The organism is Pseudomonas sp. UBT, from assembly GCF_050915955.1.
Lineage (GTDB): Bacteria > Pseudomonadota > Gammaproteobacteria > Pseudomonadales > Pseudomonadaceae > Aquipseudomonas > Aquipseudomonas antarctica_A.
The window spans coordinates 2368207-2390268 of record NZ_CP168079.1; the positions used below are offsets into that span (position 1 = coordinate 2368207).

16 protein-coding genes are annotated in these 22062 nt (G+C 60.5%); 3 read left to right on the forward strand and 13 right to left on the reverse strand.

The window, feature by feature from the left end; translation table 11 throughout:
• Window positions 1-208 precede the first annotated feature (208 nt).
• From ACDZ94_RS10865 to betI, 9 genes are all read right to left on the reverse strand, one after another.
• Window positions 209-1387, reverse strand: a complete 1179-nt coding sequence (locus ACDZ94_RS10865) for an NAD(P)/FAD-dependent oxidoreductase (protein WP_432751445.1) — start codon at window positions 1385-1387, stop codon at window positions 209-211.
• 188 nt (window positions 1388-1575) lie between these two features.
• Window positions 1576-2913, reverse strand: a complete 1338-nt coding sequence (gene dbpA, locus ACDZ94_RS10870) for an ATP-dependent RNA helicase DbpA (protein ID WP_237140927.1) — start codon at window positions 2911-2913, stop codon at window positions 1576-1578.
• 197 nt (window positions 2914-3110) lie between these two features.
• Window positions 3111-4538, reverse strand: coding sequence for a multidrug transporter subunit MdtD (gene mdtD / locus ACDZ94_RS10875; RefSeq protein WP_064454478.1), 1428 nt, complete (start codon window positions 4536-4538; stop codon window positions 3111-3113).
• A gap of 36 nt (window positions 4539-4574) precedes the next feature.
• A complete protein-coding gene (locus ACDZ94_RS10880; RefSeq protein ID WP_432751446.1) occupies window positions 4575-5465 on the reverse strand; it encodes an alpha/beta fold hydrolase in 891 nt (296 codons plus the stop codon).
• Between the two features lie 310 nt (window positions 5466-5775).
• A complete protein-coding gene (locus tag ACDZ94_RS10885) occupies window positions 5776-7092 on the reverse strand; it encodes a TldD/PmbA family protein (RefSeq protein WP_407016304.1) in 1317 nt (438 codons plus the stop codon).
• Window positions 7092-8534, reverse strand: coding sequence for a TldD/PmbA family protein (locus ACDZ94_RS10890; RefSeq protein ID WP_262666437.1), 1443 nt, complete (start codon window positions 8532-8534; stop codon window positions 7092-7094). Before ACDZ94_RS10890 ends, ACDZ94_RS10885 begins: the two co-directional genes overlap by 1 nt.
• 214 nt (window positions 8535-8748) lie before the next feature.
• A complete protein-coding gene (betA, locus tag ACDZ94_RS10895) occupies window positions 8749-10452 on the reverse strand; it encodes a choline dehydrogenase (RefSeq protein WP_432751447.1) in 1704 nt (567 codons plus the stop codon).
• 127 nt (window positions 10453-10579) lie between these two features.
• Window positions 10580-12052: a betaine-aldehyde dehydrogenase gene (gene betB, locus ACDZ94_RS10900; RefSeq protein ID WP_064454473.1), complete on the reverse strand. Its 1473-nt coding sequence runs from the start codon at window positions 12050-12052 to the stop codon at window positions 10580-10582.
• Window positions 12053-12161: 109 nt separating this feature from the next.
• Entirely contained in the window at window positions 12162-12755 is a 594-nt protein-coding gene (gene betI / locus ACDZ94_RS10905) for a transcriptional regulator BetI (RefSeq protein WP_010207128.1), read from the reverse strand.
• A 390-nt stretch (window positions 12756-13145) separates the two neighbouring features.
• On the opposite strand from betI, the gene ACDZ94_RS10910 reads away from it, so the two are divergent.
• The gene (locus ACDZ94_RS10910; RefSeq protein ID WP_407016407.1) at window positions 13146-15080 is read left to right on the forward strand and encodes a BCCT family transporter; all 1935 of its coding nucleotides are present in this window, start codon (window positions 13146-13148) and stop codon (window positions 15078-15080) included.
• A gap of 173 nt (window positions 15081-15253) precedes the next feature.
• Here ACDZ94_RS10910 and choV read toward each other — a convergent pair whose 3' ends face one another.
• The 3 genes from choV to ACDZ94_RS10925 all read right to left on the reverse strand — a co-directional run bounded on the left by choV (window position 15254) and on the right by ACDZ94_RS10925 (window position 18289).
• Window positions 15254-16432, reverse strand: a complete 1179-nt coding sequence (gene choV / locus ACDZ94_RS10915) for a choline ABC transporter ATP-binding protein (RefSeq protein ID WP_064454471.1) — start codon at window positions 16430-16432, stop codon at window positions 15254-15256.
• A complete protein-coding gene (gene choW / locus ACDZ94_RS10920) occupies window positions 16429-17274 on the reverse strand; it encodes a choline ABC transporter permease subunit (RefSeq protein WP_017139374.1) in 846 nt (281 codons plus the stop codon). The genes choV and choW overlap by 4 nt, the downstream gene beginning before the upstream one ends.
• A gap of 67 nt (window positions 17275-17341) precedes the next feature.
• Window positions 17342-18289: a choline ABC transporter substrate-binding protein gene (locus ACDZ94_RS10925; RefSeq protein WP_064454470.1), complete on the reverse strand. Its 948-nt coding sequence runs from the start codon at window positions 18287-18289 to the stop codon at window positions 17342-17344.
• A 416-nt stretch (window positions 18290-18705) separates the two neighbouring features.
• Between ACDZ94_RS10925 and ACDZ94_RS10930 the strand changes: the two genes are divergently transcribed.
• A complete protein-coding gene (locus tag ACDZ94_RS10930; protein WP_432751448.1) occupies window positions 18706-20082 on the forward strand; it encodes an L-serine ammonia-lyase in 1377 nt (458 codons plus the stop codon).
• A 509-nt stretch (window positions 20083-20591) separates the two neighbouring features.
• The gene (locus ACDZ94_RS10935) at window positions 20592-21695 is read left to right on the forward strand and encodes a GlxA family transcriptional regulator (protein ID WP_049711185.1); all 1104 of its coding nucleotides are present in this window, start codon (window positions 20592-20594) and stop codon (window positions 21693-21695) included.
• Between the two features lie 95 nt (window positions 21696-21790).
• Here the strand turns inward: ACDZ94_RS10935 and ACDZ94_RS10940 are convergent, their stop codons facing one another.
• On the reverse strand, window positions 21791-22054 hold the full coding sequence (locus tag ACDZ94_RS10940; protein ID WP_053258396.1) for a hypothetical protein: 264 nt from the start codon (window positions 22052-22054) through the stop codon (window positions 21791-21793).
• Window positions 22055-22062: the final 8 nt, after the last annotated feature.

Below are 22062 nucleotides of genomic sequence, written 5' to 3' on the forward strand. Positions count from 1 at the left end.
CCGCTAAATTGAGCCAGTAATGACGCCACGGCAAGCGTAGCGATCACATCCAACAGCAAAATATATTCCAGCCATTGCATTCCAAATGTGGAATGCAATCAATGTGGGAGGGGGCTTGCCCCCGATAGCGGTGCAACAGTCACTCATGAATTGACTGATACACCGCCATCGGGAGCAAGCCCCCTCCCACATTTGTTACCGCGTAGCGTCAGGCGTATTGCGCTGCGGCGTAGCCCGAGGCCCACGCCCACTGGAAGTTGAACCCGCCCAGGTGACCGGTCACATCCAGCACTTCGCCGATGAAGTACAACCCCGGGCTTTTCAGCGATTCCATGGTCTTGGACGACACTTCACGCGTATCCACACCGCCCAGTGTCACCTCGGCGGTGCGATAGCCCTCGGTGCCGGCCGGCACCAGTTGCCAGCTCGAGAGTTTTTGCGCGATGTCGGCCACTACAGCGTGGGTGTACTGCTTCATCGGCTTGGAAACGAACCAGGTTTCCGCCAGCAGGTTGGCCATTTTCTTGGTGAAGATCTCACCCAGCAGGGTTTTCAACTCGCTGTTGGGGCGCTCGACCTGTTGCTGTTGCAGCCAGGCGTGGGCGTCGTGGTCGGGTAGCAGGTTGATTTCCACCGTGTCGCCGGATTCCCAGTACGAGGAAATCTGCAAAATCGCCGGGCCGCTGAGGCCACGGTGAGTGAACAGAATATTCTCGCGAAAGCTCTGGTCATTGCAGCTGACCAGGCAATCCACAGAGGTGCCCGACAACTCGCCACACAACTCCTTGAGCTGGTCGGTGATGGTGAACGGCACCAGGCCGGCGCGGGTCGGCAGCAGTTCATGGCCGAACTGCTTGGCCACTTGGTAACCAAACCCGGTCGCGCCCAAGGTCGGAATCGACAGGCCGCCCGTCGCGATCACCAGGGATTCGCAGCGCAGCTCACCCAAGGTGGTTTGCAACTGATAACCGGCTTCCAGCTTGGCAATCTCTTCGACCGACGTGTCCAGGTGGATGCTCACGCCGACTTGAATACATTCATCGAGCAGCATGCCGAGGATGTCGCTGGACTTGTTATCGCAGAACAACTGGCCGAGCTTCTTCTCGTGGTACGGCACGCCATGCTTGGCCACCAGCCCGATAAAGTCCCACTGGGTATAGCGGGCCAGGGCGGACTTGCAGAAGTGCGCGTTGTGCGAGAGGAAGTTGGCAGGCTCGGTGTACATATTGGTGAAATTGCAGCGGCCACCGCCGGACATCAGGATCTTCTTGCCGGCCTTGTTCGCGTGGTCGATCAACATCACTTTGCGCCCACGCCCGGCGGCGGTCAGCGCACACATCAAGCCTGCGGCGCCGGCGCCAATGATCACAACTTCGGTCGAGCGCACAGCAATGTCCTCATACAAATTCTGAATTGGAATACAGTCAAATGTGGGAGGGGGCTTGTGTGGGAGCTGGCTTGCCTGCGATAGCATCACTTCGGTGTAACTGACACACCGAGGTGTCTGCATCGCGGGCAAGCCCGACTCCCACACAAGCCCCCTCCCACATTAGATCTCCATTGGAGGGGAGATCTTTACAGGATGCGCACGCGCAACGAACGGCCTTTGATCTTGCCGTCGTTCAAACGCTGCAACGCCTGCTTGGCGATCCCGCGCTCCACGGCCACGAAGGCCTGGAAGTCAAAGATCGCGATCTTGCCGACCTGGGCACCCGGGATGCCGGCATCGCCGGTCAGTGCACCGAGGATGTCGCCCGGGCGAACTTTGTCTTTACGGCCGGCGGCGATGCACAGGGTGCTCATCTGTGGCAGCAGCGGGCCACCGCTTTGTGGCTTGAGGTTGTCCAGTTGGTCCCAGTTCAACGGCGATTTCTGCAACTGCTCGATGGCCTGGGCGCGGTGCGCTTCGGACGGCGCCACCAGGCTGATCGCAATCCCCGTCTCACCGGCACGGCCAGTACGGCCTACGCGGTGGATGTGGATTTCCGAATCGCGGGCCAGCTCGACGTTGATCACCATGTCCAGCGAGTCAATGTCCAGACCACGGGCGGCCACGTCGGTTGCCACCAGCACCGAGGTGCTGCGGTTGGCGAACATCGCCAGCACCTGGTCACGGTCACGCTGTTCCAGGTCGCCATGCAGGCCGACGGCGGAAATGCCCTTGGCCGTGAGGTGATCCACGGTTTCCTGCACTTGCTGCTTGGTGAAGCAGAACGCTACGCACGACGCCGGGCGGAAATGCGCGAGCACCTTGGTCACGGCGTCCATGCGCTCTTCCGGCGAGATCTCGTAGAAACGCTGCTCGATCTGGTCATCGGAGTGGAAAGCTTCGGCTTTCACTTGCTGCGGCGCGCGCATGAATTTCGAGGCCAGCTGCTTGATGCTCACCGGGTAGGTGGCCGAGAACAGCAGGGTCTGGCGGCGTGCCGGGGTCTTGCTGATGATGTCTTCGATGGCGTCGTAGAAACCCATGTCGAGCATGCGGTCGGCTTCGTCGAGGATCAGCGTGTTCAAGCCGTCCAGTACCAGCGAACCTTTGCGCAGGTGCTGCTGGATGCGGCCCGGGGTGCCGACGATGACGTGGGCGCCGTGTTCCAGGGAAGCGATCTGCGGGCCGAGGGACACGCCGCCGCACAGGGTCAGCACCTTGATGTTGTCTTCGGCGCGGGCCAGACGGCGGATCTCCTTGGCGACCTGGTCGGCCAGCTCACGCGTCGGGCACATCACCAGGGCCTGGCAGCCGAAGTAGCGCGGGTTGATCGGGTTCAACAAGCCGATACCGAAGGCGGCGGTCTTGCCGCTGCCGGTCTTGGCCTGGGCAATCAGGTCCAGCCCTTTGAGGATCACCGGCAAGCTTTGCGCCTGGATCTGCGTCATCTCGACATAACCCAGCGAGTCGAGGTTAGCCAGCATGGCGGCGGAGAGCGGCAAAGTATTAAAAGCGGTGGCGATGGTAGTCACGGGACTGGCTCTGCAAAACAAAATGTTGCGCAGTGTAGCAGCCCGCCGGGGATTTTCTCGCAAGTTCTAGACGAGGGGAGGCGGGCAGCGGCAAGTTCTCAGCGTCAAGCGTCAAGCTTGAGGCTTACAACTTGAGGCCTGCCGCTGCTTCAATGCTCGATGTCGTGCTCGCGGCTGACCACGCGCTTGCCGTCGGTGGGCGACAGTTGCAGAAAGATCGCCGCCGCCAGCATGGCCATGATGCCCACGGTGAGGAAGGTCAGTTGGAAGGCGCCGAGCACGGTGCTGACGCCATCGTTGCCTTGCTCTGCGGTAAAGCCGCCAAGCAAGGCACCGGCGCACGCCACGCCGAGGCTCAGAGACAATTGCGCCACCACCGACAGCAAACTGTTGCCGCTGCTGGCCTGTTCATCGTCGAGGTCGATCAGGGTGACGGTATTCATTGCGGTAAATTGCAGGGAGTTGATCGCCCCGAGGATCGCCAGCATGCACAGCAGCAACCAGTAGGGCGTCTGTTCACTGACCAGACCCATGCTCGCCAGCATGATGCCAAGCGCCAAGGTATTGCCGGTCAGCACCACGCGGTAACCCAGGCGTTCGATCAAGGTGCGGGCAATCGACTTGGCAAACATCGCCGCTGCCGCAAGGGGCAGCATGCTCATCCCGGCTTCCGATGGCGAGTAGCCCAGCGCCACCTGCAACAGCAGCGGTACCAGGAACGGCAAGGCGCCACTGCCCAGTCGCGCAAACAGGTTGCCGAGAATGCCCACTGCAAAAGTCCGGGTCTTGAACAGCACCGGCGAAAACAGCGGGTTATCGATATGGCCTGCGCGCAGCCAGTAAGCCGCGAGGCATGCCAGCCCGCCGAACAGCAGCAACATCACGCGCAGATGCGGCAGGTGCAGTTCGCCCAGGCCTTCCATGGCGATGGTGATCAGCACCATCGCCGCGCCAAACAGCACAAACCCCATGCTGTCGAAACGCGTGCGCTCACTGCCGCGCAGGTCGGGGATCAGTTTCCACACGGCGTAACAGCCGATCATGCCCACCGGCAGGTTGATCAAAAAAATCCAGTGCCACGTCAGGTATTGCACCATCCAGCCGCCCATGGTCGGGCCAAGCAACGGGCCGAGCAGGCCGGGGATGGTAATGAAGCCCATGATCCGCACCAGCTCGGAGCGCGGGTAAGCGCGTAGCACCACGAGGCGCCCGACCGGCAGCATCAGCGCCCCGCCCAAGCCCTGGATGACCCGCGCGCCAACCAGCATGGTCAAGCTGCTGGACAGGGCGCACAGCAGCGAACCAACGCTGAACAGCATGATCGCGCCGAAGAAGATTTTCTTGGTGCCAAAGCGGTCGGCGATCCAGCCCGAGGCCGGGATGAGCAAGGCGACGGTGAGCATGTAGGCGATCACCACCCCTTGCATGCGCAGCGGGTTTTCTGCGAGGTCCCGGGCCATGGCCGGCAGGGCTGTGTTGAGAATCGTCCCATCCAGCGACTGCATGAAGAAGGCAATCGCGACCACCCAGGGGAGCCAGCGGGCGGTCTTGGCATCGAGAGGGGCGCGATTCGGCATGGGCTACCTTTTGGTTAGCAGGCTATGTGTCGGCGATTATGCGCCATCCATTGCTCCTTTTCCCACTGGCGGTTCGTCTAAATCTGGCAATGGCGCGTGCTCCCCGACCAGGAAATCCAACAGCGCTCGGTGCACCGCCAACGCTGCCTCGCGGGACTCAAGGTCGAGCAAGTGGCCGGTGTGCTCGGCGACGGCGAACGTGCTGCGACCCACGTATTTTTTGAACAGCCGGGCCTCGGTCGCCGGGGTGTATTCATCCAGCGCGCCGTTGATGAAATGCACCGGGGTTTCGATTTGAGTGAGTATTGGCAGGTAGTTGCCGTCGCCCAGGCCGAGCACCTGATGGATATGAAAACGTGCCTGGCGGTACTCGGTGGTCGCCATGCCTGACAGGTGCCGATGGTTATTGCGCTTGAGCCGGGGGCAGAGGTATTTGCCGACTGTCTCGTTGAGCAAGTGGCCGACGGCGGACTTGTCATCGGCTTCGATCAGCACCCGCACGCGTTCCACATAATCGAGCATTGCCTGGTTGAGGTTGGGCGCCAGGGCCATCACCACCGAGCTTTCGATGGAGGGCGGGTTGTGGGCCAGGGTCAGCAATGTAGAGATGCCGCCCCAGGAGGCCGACACCAGATGGTTGACCTGAAACCGTTCAACCAGCGCGCGCAGGATTTGTACCTCGTCGTCCTTGGTCACAAGGTCCAGGTCCGTGTTGTGCTCGCGCGAATGGCCGGAGAACGGCAGGTCGAACAGCAGCACATTGAAGTGCTCGGCCAGGCATTTGCTGGTGCGCGCAAACGAACGGGTGGTGGACAGAGCCCCATTGACCATCAGGACGGTTTTTCTTTGCGGATTGTTACCTAGCTGCTCTACGTGAACGTTGTAGTGTTTGAACAGCTTTTCTATGACAAAACTTCCATGGTCCATGTCAACGCTCCAGCTTGCCCTTTCCCGGGCAAGGTCATGCATCACGTGCGGGCACGTGGGTGGTGGCGGGGTGCCACTAACCGTTATAACGAGGTTTTTTACGGGCGACAACAGGCCGCACAGGGAGAAGTGTGAGATGGGATTTTGCGGTAGGAATGGGTTAAACGGGGGTGTCAGAAACGAACACAGAATATTGTGGGAGCTGGCTTGCCTGCGATGGCATCACTGCGGTCCTGCTGACACACCGAGTTGTCAGCATCGCAGGCAAGCCAGCTCCCACATAAGCCAGTTGCCACATTGGGTTTTGTATTTACAGGGTCAATGTCAGGCGTTTGACCAACGCCCCCGGCAACAGGTTGGACGCAGTATTGCGCTGGCTGTACGTACTGGCCGACAACAGCAGCTCCCGCTCAGCGGTCAGTGCTTCGAGTTGTGAACCGAGCAGGCTGTAGACGCTGTCATCAAAGCGCATGGTGCTGACCGGCGCCTTGATCTCGCCGTCTTCCACCCAGAACGTGGCGAAGCGCGTCATGCCGGTCAGGCGTGCGGCCGGCAGGTCGGAGTAGTTCAGGTACCACAGGTTGCTGATATACAACCCGGTGCCCAACTGCTTGAGGATATCGGCCTGGGCCAGGCTGCCCGCCGCCATCTGCAAGGCGCTGGGCGACTCGTCGCTGCTCGCCCCGTTGGTGCTCAGGCCGTATTCGGCGGCGCTGCGCGAGTTGATCAACTGGCCTTCTGCTGTGCCCGCGTTGATCAGCGTGACATCCGCGCGCGGGTAGCCTTCAGTGGAAAACGCCTGGCTCAGCGAGCCGCTGATCTGCTCATCGATTTTTACCAAGGGGCTCAACGACTGTTCACCCGCATACAGCTTTTGCAACGAGCTGCCTTTGCTGGCGATGGCCTGGGCGGAAAACCCGCCCCAGGTAATGATGCTGATGATTTCTTCCAGCGCCGCCGGGGCGAGGTAAGCGCGGTATTGGCCCGGGGCCAGGCTGTGCAAAGGTCGACCCAGAAACTCCAACTGCTCGCGCGCTTGCAGGAACCGCGCGGCGAACTCGGCGCTGTCCCAGGTGTGCCCGGCGTAGCTGGCTTTTACCGCTTCGCCATTGGCGTGAAACAGGCTGAAATCGAAGTTGAAGCTGTTGGCCTGATGCCAGCCGAACGCGCCGTCTGAACTGGCGAAACCACGGCTGATGGGGCCTGCGGCATAGAAACCGACCAGGTCCACGCCTTCTGCAGCCTGGCTGATGTCTTCCAGTACCTGGGCCAGCTCCGGTAGCGGGCGCAGTTGTTCGTTGTGGTTTTGCCAGGCGTTGTGATTGAGCAGCAGGTACGGGTCCTGCGGCAATAGGGGCAAGGTCTCGCGCAACTGTTGCAGGCCATTGGCGAGGCGTTGGCGGTCCAGCGCCGGCTCACCGGCCAGGGTGATAGCGAGGTCGGCATGACGGCCGTCGTGGATCAGCTTGAGGTTCAGGCTGGCCTGTTGCACCTGCCCGGCCTGGCGCACTTGCGCGTGGTTAAACCGCACGAACTCGGAGGATTCGGCAGCAAAGCCGAGGTGAAATTGTTCCTTGTCGGTGATGGCCTGCTTGAGCCAGTCCACCAGTGCCTTGAAGTTGTTCATCAGGCATCTCCCCCAAAAACGTCGACATCACTGAACACGCACGCAGGTGACGCATGGCCCACGCGGATCACTTGGTTGGGTTCGCCTTTGCCGCAGTTCGGCGTGCCCAGGACCTTGAAGGTACTGGCGTCGCCGACGGCGCTGAGCTTGCGCCAGAACTGCGCGGAAATGGCGCGGTAGTTGGGGTTCTTCACCACGCCCTTGAGTTCGCCGTTTTCGATCAACTGGCCCCACTCGCAGCCGAACTGGAATTTATTGCGCGCATCGTCGATGGACCAGGAGCGGTTGGTGCTCATCAGGATGCCGTGCTCGATACCGCTGATCAGCTCGGCCTGGGTCTTGTCGCCAGCTTCGATATTCAAGTTGGCCATGCGGTCGATCGGCGCGCGGTTCCAGCTGCAGGCGCGGCTGTTGGCGACGCCGCCCAGTCCTGAGCGAAATTGCGACAACGCGCCGCCCAATGGCTTGAGCAGCAGGCCGTCACGGATCAGGAACTGCTTGGTGGCGCGGGTGCCGTCGTCGTCATGGCTGTAGCTGGCGAGTTGTTCGGGGATGTCCGGGTCGAACGTCACGTTGAGCAAGGTCGAACCGTATTGCAGGTGGCCGAAGTCATCGGCCTTCACAAAGCTGGTGCCGGCGTAATTGCGCTCATCGCCCAGGATGCGGTCCAGTTCCAGCGGGTGGCCGATGGACTCGTGGATCTGCAGGATCATTTGGTCGGGCATCAGCAGCAGGTCGCGCGGGCCGTGGGGCGTGTTTGGCGCGAGCAGCAGTTGCAGGGCTTCGTCGGCGACCGTGCGCGCGGCGCCGACCAGGCCGAAGCGGCGAATCACGTTCGCACTGCCTTGCTGGCCAAAGTTGGTACCGCCCAGGGTGCGGGTCTGGCTGTCGTTGCCATCGAAGGCGGTGATGCTCAGGCCCGGGTAGACGAAACGCTGGGCCTGGCGCAGTTCGGCACCGGCACTGTTGAGGTAGATCTGTTCTACATGGGTGGTGCCCAGGCTGACTTCCCAACTGACCAGGCGCTCATCCTTGGGCACGGCGGCAGACTCGTCACCGAGCAGTTGGTAGCAGTCGCTTAAGGAAGGGAAGGGCTGGTCGAGGTCGGGCGACAGGTAGTCGGCGACGTCGCTGGAGACCTGCTGTGTGTGCAGGTCGAGCAGAGCGTGGGGCAAGATCCGCCGGGCTTGCTGTTCAGCACGCTCAAGGGCGGCTTGCAGGCCGGCAAGGGAGAGATCGTTGGTGGCGGCATAGGCTTCCACGCCGTTGAGACGCACGGTGAGCATGGCGCCCTCGTCGTGGTTCAGGTGTGGCGGCTCGGCGACGTTCTTGCGTACCGACAGGTATTGGCCGGATTCGCGCACGTAACGCAGCGAGAAAAATTCAGCAGTAGTGCGCAGGGCACTGAAGTGCTTTTTGAGTGTGGCGTGGTGGTCGAACATGGGGCCTTCCTTGTGGGCGGCTCATCGCGGGCAGGCAACAGAGTAGGCCTGGGGCGGGGAGCTGATCAAGGAAAGTGTAGGCGGGGGATTTGCGGAGTCGGGACGGGCCTCATCGCGGGCAAGCCCGGCTCCCACAGTTGACCGAGTTGTTCAGATGAACTCGGTCAAGTGTGGGAGCTGGCTTGCCTGCGATACAGGCACCGCGGTGTATCAGTTACTGCGCCATCGGGCCCACTTCACGCAGTGGCTTGCCACGCACCGGCGCGTCGCCTGCTACGTAGTAATCGGCAGTGCTGCGCGGCAATGGCTTGCGGCCACGGATCTTGTCGGCGATTTTCTCGGCGATCATGATCGTCGGCGCGTTCAGGTTGCCGGTGGTGATGATCGGCATGATCGACGCATCGACCACACGCAGCCCCTGCATACCATGCACACGGCCTTCGCCGTCCACTACCGCCATCTCGTCGGTGCCCATCTTGCACGAGCAGGACGGGTGGAATGCCGTTTCGGCGTGCTCGCGGATGAACGTGTCGAGTTGCTCATCGGTTTGCACTTCAATACCCGGGCTGATTTCGCGGCCACGGTATTGGTCGAGGGCCGGTTGCTGCATGATTTCCCGGGTCAGGCGGATGCCGTCGCGGAATTCCTGCCAGTCCTGCTCGGTGGCCATGTAGTTGAAGAGGATGCTCGGGTAGTCCCGTGGGTTCTTCGACTTCAATTGCACGCGGCCACGGCTTGGCGAACGCATGGAGCCCATGTGCGCCTGGAAACCGTGCTCTTTCACACCGTTGCTGCCGTTGTAGTTAATCGCGACCGGCAGGAAGTGGTACTGAATGTTTGGCCAATCGAATTCTTCACGGGTACGGATAAAACCGCCCGCTTCGAACTGGTTGCTGGCGCCGATGCCAGTGCCGTTGAACAGCCACTCGGCACCGATGGCCGGTTGGTTGTACCAGAGCAGCGACGGGTACAGCGACACCGGTTGGGTGCACGCATATTGCAGGTAGAGCTCAAGGTGGTCCTGCAGGTTTTCGCCGACGCCTGGCAGGTCGTGGACCACCGGGATGTCGAGGCTTTCCAGCAGTTTGGCCGGGCCCACACCGGAGCGTTGCAGCAATTGCGGCGAAGCGATCGCACCGCTGCACACCAGCACTTCTTTACGCGCACGGGCTTCAACGCGCTCTTCGGCGGCGCCGATCAAGTAACGCACGCCAACGGCCCGCTTGCCTTCGAACAAGACTTTGTCGGTGAGGGCGTGGGTGACGATGGTCAGGGTCGAACGCTTTTTAGCCGTGTCCAGGTAACCGCGTGCGGTGCTGGCGCGACGGCCTTTAGGCGTGACGGTACGGTCCATCGGGCCGAAGCCTTCTTGCTGGTAGCCGTTCAAGTCGTCGGTGCGCGGGTAACCCGCTTGTACGCCTGCTTCAACCATGGCGTGGAACAGCGGGTTGTTGCCGGCTTTTGGCGTGGTCACGCTGACCGGACCGTCGCCACCGTGGTAGTCGTTGGGGCCGATGTCCCGAGTTTCAGCTTTTCTGAAATAGGGCAGGCAGTCCAGGTACGTCCAGTTTTCAAGCCCTGGAAGTTTTGCCCAGTTGTCGTAGTCCATGGCGTTACCACGGATGTAGCACATGCCGTTGATCAGGGAAGAGCCACCCAGGCCCTTGCCGCGCCCGCATTCCATCCGGCGACCGTCCATGTGTGGCTCTGGATCGGTTTCGTAGGCCCAGTTGTAGCGACGGCCTTGCAGCGGGAACGCCAGGGCGGCCGGCATTTGGGTGCGGAAGTCGAAGCGGTAGTCAGGGCCGCCGGCTTCCAGCAGCAAAACGGTGACGCCTTCGTCTTCGGTCAGACGGGTGGCAAGGGTGTTGCCTGCTGATCCTGCGCCAACAATGATGTAGTCGTATTCTTGAGTCATGGGGTCTCCTTGAGAGCGGCAAGCTCCAAGCTTCAAGCTGCAAGAGAAAGCAGCGAGCGGTTATCTGGGAGGCGCGGCAAACAAAGCTGCTTTTACTTGCAGCTTGATGCTTGCCGCTAGTGGCTCATCAGAACACTGAGGCGTAGTCGCCCAGCTCAACCTGTACCGATTTGATGCGGGTGAAGTTGTTCAGCGAGCTGATGCCGTTCTCACGGCCAACACCCGACTGCTTGTAGCCACCGACTGGCATCTTGGCGTCGGACTCGCCCCAGGCGTTGATCCAGCAGATACCGGCTTCCAGTTGATGAATCACGCGGTGAGCGCGGTTCAGGTCTTTGGTGACCAGGCCGGCAGCCAGGCCGAAGTCGGTGTCGTTGGCGCGGCGGATCACTTCTTCTTCGGTCTCGTAAGTGAGGATGCTCATTACTGGGCCGAAGATTTCTTCACGGACGATGGTCATTTCGTCGGTGCAGTCGGTGAACACGGTCGGAGCCACGAAGGCGCCTTTGGCGAATTCGCCAGCGGTCAGACGGTCGCCGCCGCACAGTACGCGGGCGCCTTCTTCCTTACCTTTGGCGATGTAGCCGAGCACGCTTTCCATGTGGGCGAAGCTGACCAGCGGGCCGAAGTTGGTGTTCTCGTCTTGCGGGTTGCCGACGCGAATGCGCGCCACACGCTCAACGATCTTGGCTTCGAAGGCTGCTTGCAGGTGCTTGGGCACGAATACGCGAGTGCCGTTGGTGCAGACCTGACCGGAGCTGTAGAAGTTGGCCATCATCGCAATGTCGGCCGCGCGATCCAGGTCGGCGTCTTCGAACACGATCAGCGGGGACTTGCCACCCAGTTCCATGGTCACCTCTTTCAGCGAGGAGCTGGAAGCGCTGGCCATGACTTTTTTGCCGGTGTCGGTGCCGCCGGTGAACGAGACCTTCTCGATGCGTGGGTGCTCGGTCAGCCAGGTGCCGACTTCACGGCCGCTGCCGGTCAACACGTTGAACACGCCTGCAGGAACGCCGGCTTCGGTGTAGATCTCGGCCAGTTTCAGGGTGGTCAGCGAGGTGACTTCGCTTGGCTTGAAGATCATCGCGTTACCCGCGGCCAGGGCCGGTGCGGATTTCCACAGGGCGATCTGGATCGGGTAGTTCCACGCCCCGATACCGGCGACCACGCCCAGCGGCTCGCGGCGGGTATAGACGAAGGAGGTATCGCGCAGCGGGATCTGCTCGCCTTCGATGGCCGGCACCAGGCCTGCGTAGTATTCCAGCACGTCAGCGCCGGTAACGATGTCGACGTATTGGGTTTCGGAGAAGGCTTTACCGGTGTCCAGGGTTTCCAGGGCTGCCAGCTCATCGTTGCGCTCGCGCAGGATGTCGACGGCACGGCGCAGGATGCGCGAACGCTCCATGGCGGTCATGGCGGCCCAGATTTTCTGGCCTTTTTCAGCGCTGACCACGGCACGTTCAACGTCGTCTTTGGTAGCACGTTGCACTTGGGCGAGAACTTCACCGTTAGCCGGGTTGATGGCTTCGAAGGTGGCATCGCTGCCAGCGTCGCTGTAGCCGCCGTCAATGTAGAGTTTTTGCAGTTCGAAACGGGCCATAAAGTCCTCGCAAGTGCATAAGTGGTTGGCGTTACCCGCCGAAAGTGGGCCATGGGGTTCTGGCAACACTGAGCGGCGGACGTTCAGGGGTTGAGCGGTTATGTGTGCTCTAACTCACCTGCTTGGCCAATTGGAAATCCATGTATTCGTAAGCGATCCGTTGCGCCTGCTCCGTGTCGAAAGCGTCTCCCGACAGGGCGCCGCGCAGCCACAAACCGTCGATCAGGGCCGCCAGGCCTCTGGCTGCTTTGCGTGCGTGCGGCAGCGGTAGCACTCGGCGGAACTGGCAGCACAGGTTGGAATACAGACGTTGATCGTTGATCCGCTGCAACCTGTGCAATGACGGGTGATGCATGCTGGTGGCCCAGAAGGCCAGCCAGGTTTTCATTGCCGGTCCGTTGACTTGGCTGGCGTCGAAGTTGCCCTCGATGATCACCCGAAGGTGCGCCCGTGGGCTGTCGTCCTTCAGCGCAAGCCTGCGTTCGTGGACGTTCTCGATCAGCACATTCATCAAGTACCGCATCGTTGCGGCGATCAGGCCGTTCTTGTCCTGAAAGTAGTGACTGATGATGCCGTTCGAGACGCCGGCCAAACGGGCGATCAGCGCAATGCTGGCATCTCCCATCCCGACCTGATCGATGGCCGTCAAGGTGGCTTCGATCAACTGCTGGCGGCGTATGGGTTGCATACCGACCTTGGGCATGTAGCACCTCTCCTTAGGCCTGCCGGTGGGCGATAAACGTCCGTCGGCTTGAAGGCCAGTCTATTTTGTTTTGATTGAACGTTCAATCAACAAAGAATAAGATCTGCGACAAATGGTCGCTCCCTACAGATATTTCCTACCTGTGAGCAGCAGCCTCTGACACCTGCAAAAATCCTTGAAACCGGCCATCTCAGGGCCTGCCACCGCTTCGGCGGGGCTCAAGAATTTTCGGGGTGTCTTTATAACACCCGTCCGTCGACTGCCGAAAAATCGATGTCCCGGGATAACCGTTGCCTTGTGTTTCTCTCTCGCACTGCCTGGAGCATCTGCGCCATGAGTTCTGCCTCTCTTATAAAGACCCCGCCGGAAAAGGTACGGGTCAACGGTTGGGTGTTCTACACCTCCACCGCGCTGATTCTGTTGTTGACCGCCATTCTGATCATCGCCCCGCAGGAGGCCGGGCGCATGCTTGGCGTAGCGCAAGCCTGGCTTTCGAAAAGCTTCGGCTGGTACTACATGGTGGTCATCGCCGCTTACCTGGTGTTTGTGGTCGGCCTGGCGTTTTCGTCCTACGGCAAGTTGAAACTGGGCAGCAAGGATGACACCCCGGACTTCAGCTACGGCGCCTGGGCCGGCATGTTGTTCTCGTCGGGTATCGGCATCTCGCTGCTGTACTTCGGCGCCTCGGAGCCGTTGGACCACTACTTCAACCCGCCCGAAGGCGCGGCCGCCAGCAATGGCGCGGCACGCCAGGCGCTGCAACTGACGTTCCTGCACTGGGGCCTGCACGGCTGGGCGATCTATGCGTTGGTCGGCCTGGCCGTGGCGTATTTCGCCTACCGTCATAACCAGCCGCTGGCCTTGCGTTCGGCGCTGTACCCGCTGGTGGGCGAGCGCTGGGTGAAGGGCGCAGCCGGCCACGCGGTGGACGGTTTTGGTATGTTCGTGACCCTGTTGGGCCTGGTGACGAACCTGGGGATTGGTGCGATGCAAGTGTCGTCCGGGTTGGAAAACCTGTTCGGCATGGCGCACAGCAACACCAACCTGCTGATCGTGATTATCGTGATGAGCACCGTGGCGACCATCGCTGCCGTGTCGGGTGTGGAAAACGGCATTCGCCGCCTGTCCAACCTCAACATCGTGCTGTTCAGCGGTTTGCTGATTTTTGTGCTGCTGTTCGGCCCGACCCTGCATTTGCTCAACGGCTTGGTGCAGAACACCGGTGACTACCTCAACGGTATCGTGCTGAAAACCTTCGACCTCTATGTGTACGAAGGCGACGCCGACAAAACCGAACGCTGGATGGGCCTGTGGACCCTGTTCTACTGGGCCTGGTGGATTTCCTGGGCGCCATTCGTGGGCATGTTCATCGCGCGTATTTCCCGTGGTCGCACGGTGCGTGAACTGGTGGCCGGCGTGCTGCTGATCCCGCTGGGCTTCACCCTGGCGTGGTTGTCGATCTTCGGTAACTCGGCGCTGGACCTGGTGCTGAACCACGGTGCGGTGGAGTTGGGCAAGACGGCGCTGGAACAACCGTCCATGGCCATCTACCAATTGCTGGAGCATTACCCGGCGTCGAAAATCGTCATCGGTGTGTCGATCTTTGTTGGCTTTGTGCTGTTCCTGACCCCGGCGGACTCCGGCGCGGTGATGATGGCCAACCTTTCCTGCAAAGGCGGCAATGTGGATGAAGATGCGCCGCACTGGCTGCGGATTTTCTGGTCGGCGGTGATTACGCTGGTGACCATCGGCCTGCTGTTTGCCGGCAACTTCGAAGCCATGCAAACCATGGTCGTGCTGGCGGGGCTGCCGTTCTCGGTGGTGCTGATTTTGTTTATGTTCGGTTTGCACAAGGCGATGCGCCAGGACGTGGCGATGGAGCAGGAGCAGGCACAGTTGGCTGAGCGTGGTCGTCGTGGTTTCAGCGAGCGCCTGACCGCACTGGACCTGCAGCCGAGCCAGGGAACTGTGCAGCGTTTTATGGACAAACATGTGACGCCGGCGCTGGAAGAAGCGGCGACTGCGTTGCGTGATCAAGGGCTGGAAGTGCAGACCCTGCTGGGCAAGTCCAAGCGCTGCATTGGTGTGCGCATCGAGATGGAGGAGGGCAACCCGTTTGTCTACGAAGTGAGCCTGGATGCTTATTCGTCGGCACCGAGCGACTTGCCCGAGGAAGAGCGTACGCGTTACTACCGGGCCGAGGTTTACCTGCACAATGGGCCTCAGGAATACGACCTGATGGGCTTTGCCCAGGAACAAATCACCCGGGACGTGCTCGATCAGTTTGAAAGCCATCGGCAGCTCCTTGGCCGTGTCTATAGCTGATGGTTGAGCGCAGCGGCGCCTTCACTGGTGCCGCTTTTTATGTGTCAACACAGACCAATGTGGGAGCTGGCTTGCCTGCGATGGCGATGGTGAATTCACTACCGCTATCGCAGGCAAGCCAGCTCCCACATTGACCCAGTTTCTCCAGTAGGGGTTATGGTGTTGCCTCAGCCTCAGCCCAGGTTCTTGCCGAGCAGGGCGTGATACAGCTCGCTGTCCCCCAAGATCCCCACCACCTGGTTGTTGTTGTGCAACACCAGCTTGTTCCCGGTGTGGTAACGAATCTGCAACGCATCGCGCATGCCGATATTCGAATCCACCAGCGTTGGCACCCGGCCCAACCCTTCAACCGCTTGCCCCGGTACCCAGTTCTGCAAGTTCAGCACCGCGCCATTCTGGCGTGCGCCCTTGATGGTGTTGCCTTCCGCCAGGTCCAGCCACGAGTCGCCGCCCGGGTCCAAACACACCGAACCGTTGATGCGTTTGCAGTTGTCCAGGGTGCGCATCAGGCTGCGACCGCACAGTACGTTCAGCGGGTTGGTATGGGCGACGAAGGTGCGCACATAGTCGTCCGCCGGGTTCAGCACGATCTCTTCCGGCACGCTGTACTGGATGATCTTGCCGTCTTTCATGATGGCGATGCGGCTGCCCAGCTTAAGTGCTTCATCCAGGTCGTGACTCACGAACACGATGGTCTTGCTCAGCTTGCGTTGCAGCTCCAGCAGTTCATCTTGCAGGCCTTGGCGAATCAGTGGGTCGAGGGCGGAGAAGGGTTCGTCCATCAGCAGGATATCGGCGTCCATCGCCAACGCGCGGGCCAGGCCGACACGCTGCTGCATGCCGCCGGACAACTCGTCAGGCTTCTTGTTGCGCCATTGAGCCAGGCCCACCAGTTCCAGCTTGTCATCCACCAGCTTGCGCCGTTCCTTCTCGGGGCGGCCCTGCATTTCCAGACCGAAGCTGATGTTCTCGCGCACCGTCAGCCACGGCATCAGGGCGAACTTCTGGAACACCATGGCGATGCGCTTGGTGCGCATCATTTTGAGCTCGGCAGGTGTGCACGAAGCGATGTCGATCTGGCGGCCTTCATGTTCGACAAACAGCTTGCCGCGGCTCACGGTGTTGAGGCCGTTGATGCAGCGCAGCAAGCTCGACTTGCCTGAGCCCGACAGGCCCATCAGCACGCAGATCTCGCCTTTCTCAATGTCCAGGCTGGCTTTTTCAACGCCGACAATCTGCCCGGTTTTTTTCAGGATCTCGTTGCGGTGCATGCCCTGGTCGAGCAGCTTGAGGGCTTCGCGCGGGTCTTTGGAGAAGATCACATCGACATTGTCGAATCGGATAATGCTCATGCATCACCCCCTACTTTGGCGTCGGGTTGTTTGCAGATGCGGTCGAGCATGATGGCCAGCAATACGATTGCCAGGCCGGCTTCAAAGCCCAGGGCAATGTCGGCGGTGTTCAGTGCGTTGACCACCGGCTTGCCGAGGCCGTCGGCGCCCACCAGGGCCGCGATCACCACCATCGACAACGACAGCATGATGCATTGGGTAATGCCGGCGGCAATGCTCGGCATGGCGTGGGGCAGTTCAATGCGTGAGAGCAACTGACGGCGCGAGCAGCCAAAGGCTTTACCGGCGTCCATCAACTCTTGTGGCACATCGCGGATACCCAGGTAAGTCAGGCGGATAGGCGCGGCAATCGCGAACACCACCGTGGAAATCAGACCGGGCACCACACCCAGCCCGAAGAGGGTCAGGGTAGGGATGAGGTAGACGAAGGTCGGCACGGTCTGCATCAGATCGAGTACCGGCCGCATCATGGTGTAGAACAGCGGTTTGTGCGCGGCAACAATGCCCAGCGGCACACCGATGACCACGCAGACCAGGGTGGCGAACAGCACCTGCGCGAGGGTTTCCATGGTTTCCTGCCAGTACCCGAGGTTCAGGATCAGCAGGAAGGAGGCGATGACAAAAACCGTCAGGCCCCATTTGCGTTGAATAAAGTGAGCGAGTAGCGCAATCAGACCGATCAATGCCAGCGGATTGAACCAGGTCAGCGCAAACGTCACGCCGTGGATCATCGTTTCCAGTGTCGATGCGATTGCGTCGAAGTAGTTGGCACCATGTTTGGTCAACCATTCGACGAAGGCAGCGATGTACTGGCCTAGTGGGATTTTCTGTTCAGTCAGCATGGTAGTGAATGTCCACATGCGAAGGGGAAAAACATCCCGGGCCAGCGTACCGGCCCGGGGTCAGCACTTACTTGGCGAGATACGCTTTTACTGCCTCCAGACCTGGTTTGCCATCGACGGTGGTCACACCGGCGAGCCAGGTGTCGAGTACGGCGGGGTTCTTCTTCAGCCAGGCCTTGGCCGCGGCGTCAGGCTTCATTTTGTCGTCCAGGACGTTACCCATCAGCGAGCTTTCCATGTCCAGGGTGAACGACAGGTTTTTCAGCAATTGGCCAACGTTGCTGCATTCCTGGGTGTAGCCCTTGCGAACGTTGGTGTAGATGGTGGCCTGGCCGTAGTTGGGGCCGAACGAATCGTCACCCCCGGTCAGGTACTTGATCTTGAAGCGGGTGTTCATCGGGTGCGGTTCCCAGCCGAGGAACACAATGGCCTGGCCACGTTTGGTGGCGCGTTCCACCTGGGAGAGCATCCCGGCTTCGCTGGATTCCACGACCTTGAAGCCTGCGTCTTTCAAGCCGAACTGGTTCTTGTCGATGACGGTCTGGATGGTGCGGTTGCCGTCGTTACCCGGTTCGATACCGTAGATCTTGCCGCCCAGCTCGTCCTTGAATTTGGCGATATCGGCGAAGTCTTTCAGGCCTTTGTTGTACAGCTCCTCGGGCACCGCCAGGGTGTACTTGGCGTTCTCAAGGTTGGCGCGCACGGTTTCCACGGTGCCGGCATCACGGTACTGCTTGATGTCGTTTTCCATGGTCGGCATCCAGTTGCCGAGGAAGATGTCCATGTTCTTGCCGTCGGCCAGGGACTTGTAGGTCACCGGCACCGAAATCATCGTGGTGCGTGGCTTGTAGCCCAGGCCCTTGAGGATTTCGCTGGTGGTCGCGGTAGTGACGGTGATGTCGGTCCAGCCGACATCGGAGAAGTTGACGGTCTGACATTGTGCCGGTTCTGCAGCGTTCGCCAGGACTGGCAGACTCAGCATGGCGGCCAACAACAACGAGGGTGAACCTTTCATCGGGGTAGACTCCTGTGTCTTTTTTCTGGCGGCATTCGCCGCGCTTTATAAGTGTTGCGGTTGGGGCGTGCGATGAAGCGCAGGCACGGTGCCTTGCAAACGAGTCGAGACTGATCATGTACCAGTGAAAATCTGACGCCTACAGGGGGCGTCGTATCCAGTACAGGGATGGTCGTATCCAGTGTCGGTGACGTCGCTTACAGATTTTTCCAAAGGCAAAACTGCAGTTTTTACCGATCTGCACCGCTAAAAACGGCCAAAACGCCTGATCGCACGGGTGCGACGCTAGTGAGCATGGGTGCGTCGGTGTGAGACGCCGTGAGGACCGCCAAAAGCTTGATGATGCGGCCATCTGGGCGATCTGAGCGTAGCACCTCGTTCAAGCCTGGCCGTGCTTATCGAGGAGTTCTACCGCAATGGCTATCAGCGTTTTCGACCTGTTCAAGATCGGCATTGGGCCTTCGAGTTCTCACACCGTCGGCCCCATGCGTGCCGCGGCGTTGTTCGTCCAGGCATTACGTGAACGTGAATTGTTGGAACAAGTCAGGCGCGTCGAAGTTCAGCTGTATGGCTCGTTGTCGGCCACCGGCATCGGCCACGGCAGCGACACCGCCACCCTCATGGGCCTGATGGGCGAGTGGCCGGACGCAATCGACCCGTCGCAAATCGGCCTGCGCATTCACACCCTGCGCGAGACCGACACGCTCTTGCTCGATGGGCATTTGCCAGTGCCTTTCATGTGGGCGCGGGACATGCGCCTGCTCGACGAAAACCTCCCGTTCCATCCCAACGGCATGACGCTGGTGGTGTTCGGTGAAGGCGGCGAACTGCACCGCGATACTTACTATTCAGTCGGTGGCGGTTTTGTGGTGGACGAAGCCCAGGCGCAAAGTGGTGTGGCCGACATGGACCGCACCGAACTGCCCTATGATTTTTCCAGTGCGGTGGAACTGTTGCAGCTGTGCAAAACCCATAACCTGCGCGTGGCCGAGTTGATGCTGGCTAACGAAAAGGTCTGGCGCTCCGAAGAAGAAATCCGCAGTGGCCTGATGAAACTCTGGCGGGCCATGCAGGATTGCGTGGAGCAGGGCCTCAAGCACGAAGGCATCTTGCCCGGTGGGCTGAATGTGCGTCGTCGCGCCGCCAAATTGCACCGCAGCCTGCAGGAGCTGGGCAAGCCGAATGTGATTGGCTCGACCTTGAGCGCCATGGAGTGGGTCAACCTGTTCGCCCTGGCGGTCAATGAAGAAAACGCAGCGGGTGGGCGCATGGTCACCGCGCCGACTAATGGTGCGGCAGGGATTATTCCGGCGGTGCTGCACTACTTTATGAAGTTCAGCGAAGAGGTAACGGAAGCCAACGTCGTCGACTACCTGCTGGGTGCGGCGGCGGTGGGTATTTTGTGCAAGAAAAACGCTTCGATCTCGGGGGCTGAAGTCGGCTGCCAGGGCGAAGTCGGTTCGGCGTGCGCCATGGCCGCCGCCGGGCTGGCCGAGATACTCGGCGCCACGCCGGAGCAGGTGTGCAATGCCGCCGAAATCGGCCTGGAACACAACCTCGGCCTCACGTGCGACCCGGTGGGCGGGCTGGTGCAAGTGCCGTGCATCGAGCGCAATGCGATTGCGGCGGTGAAAGCGATCAACGCGGCGCAAATGGCGCTGCGCGGAGATGGCCAGCACTTTATCTCCCTGGACCGCGTTATCCGCACCATGCGCGATACCGGTGCGGATATGCATGACAAGTACAAGGAAACCTCGCGCGGTGGGTTGGCGGTGAGTGCGGTGGAGTGTTGAGACCGAGTCGCCTGCATCGCAGGCAAGCCAGCTCCCACCTTTGAATGTATTCACAGATCAAAATGTGGGAGCGGGCTTGCCCGCGATGGCGGTAGCTCAGGCAACACTGCTCAAAAAGTGAACACCCGGATACAAAAGCGCCACCTTTTAGCGCGTCGCAAACAGATAAGTAGCGCCCAAACGATTTCCCGCCCCGCCACCCGTCACCTGTGCGTGCGGTGACAGACTTTTCCCGCGCCCTCAAAGCGCCTTCCCACAAGTGCTACCGAACTGCTCACCCCCCTTGAGCAAGGCTGCTCCTGCGTCCTTTTCGGGGCATATCCCGCACTTCCTGCGCGGGCTTATATAGACACGTCATCAGGTCGTTTTCAGGAGTTATTGAATGCCCATTCAATTTTAGGCATGGCATTTGCTCTATCAAATCAAAGCCTCTCTCTGCACAAGAGCAGAGCGCAATAACAAGAGCCTCGCCTGAGGCCATCACCCGCTTTGTGTGAGGAGATACCGCGATGACGTCGTTCAACTCCGGGGCTCAACCCCAGAACCGTGCGCCTCAATCCATCGGCTTTTTGCTGCTGGACAATTTCACGCTGATTTCCCTGGCGTCGGCTGTGGAACCACTGCGCATGGCCAACCAGTTGTCCGGCCGCGAGCTGTATCGCTGGACAACCCTGAGTGTCGACGGCAACCAGGTCTGGGCCAGCGACGGTCTGCAAATCACCCCCGATGCCTCCATGCACAAAGCCCCGGCCCTGGACACTGTCATTGTGTGCGGCGGCGTGGGTATCCAGCGCACCGTCACCCGTGAGCACGTGTCGTGGCTGCAAAGCCAGGCGCGCCAGTCGCGTCGTCTCGGCGCCGTGTGCACCGGCAGTTGGGCCCTGGCTTGCGCCGGTTTGCTCGACGGTTTTGATTGCAGCGTGCACTGGGAATGCCTGGCGTCGATGCAGGAAGCTTTCCCCCGCGTGGCCATGAGCACACGCCTGTTTACCCTCGACCGCAACCGTTTCACCAGCTCGGGCGGCACCGCGCCGCTGGACATGATGCTGCACCTGATCAGCCGCGACCACGGCCGTGAATTGTCGGCCGCCATCTCCGAGATGTTTGTGTACGAACGCATCCGCAACGAACAGGATCACCAGCGCGTGCCGCTCAAGCACATGCTCGGCACCAACCAGCCAAAGCTTCAGGAAATTGTTGCGCTGATGGAAGCTAACCTGGAAGAGCCGATCGACCTGGACGAGCTGGCGGTGTACGTCGCTGTGTCCCGTCGGCAGCTGGAGCGGCTGTTCCAGAAATACCTGCATTGCTCGCCATCACGCTACTACCTCAAGTTGCGCCTGATCCGTGCGCGGCAATTGCTCAAGCAAACGCCGATGTCGATCATCGAAGTGGCCTCGGTGTGCGGGTTTGTGTCCACGCCGCACTTCTCCAAGTGCTACCGCGAATACTTCGGCATCCCGCCACGGGATGAGCGCGTAGGTTCCAACACCGCCCAGCAAGTGGCGATGATGCCGATTCCGCAGGCGCTGGTGTTGTCACCGTTGTCGGGGCCGATGTCGGCGTTGAGTCAGGCGCGTAATGAGTCGACGTTTGCCAGTGTAAGGCTCTAGACCGAGTCGCCTGCATCGCAGGCAAGCCAGCGCCCACATTTTGATGTGTGAACACCGTCAACTGTGGGAGCGGGCTTGCTCGTGACAGCGCTCTATCAGGCGCCGGAGTTTTGCTTGAACTGCACCAAAGCCGGTAACAACTGCTTGTCGATTGCCTGCCTCACTGCCGGCAAAATCGTCGCGCTGCCGGTGTACATCTGTTCCACCATGCCCTTGAGCGCTTTGGCCCGTGCGGCACTCAAACCGCGTACCGCACACTCGCAGGCCTGCTCGGCGGTGGCGCCGCTGGACACTTCAAAACCCAGCGAGCGCAGCTGGCTCAGCAGGTCATGCTGGTCAATCAAATCCGCGTGCATCATGACGTTTA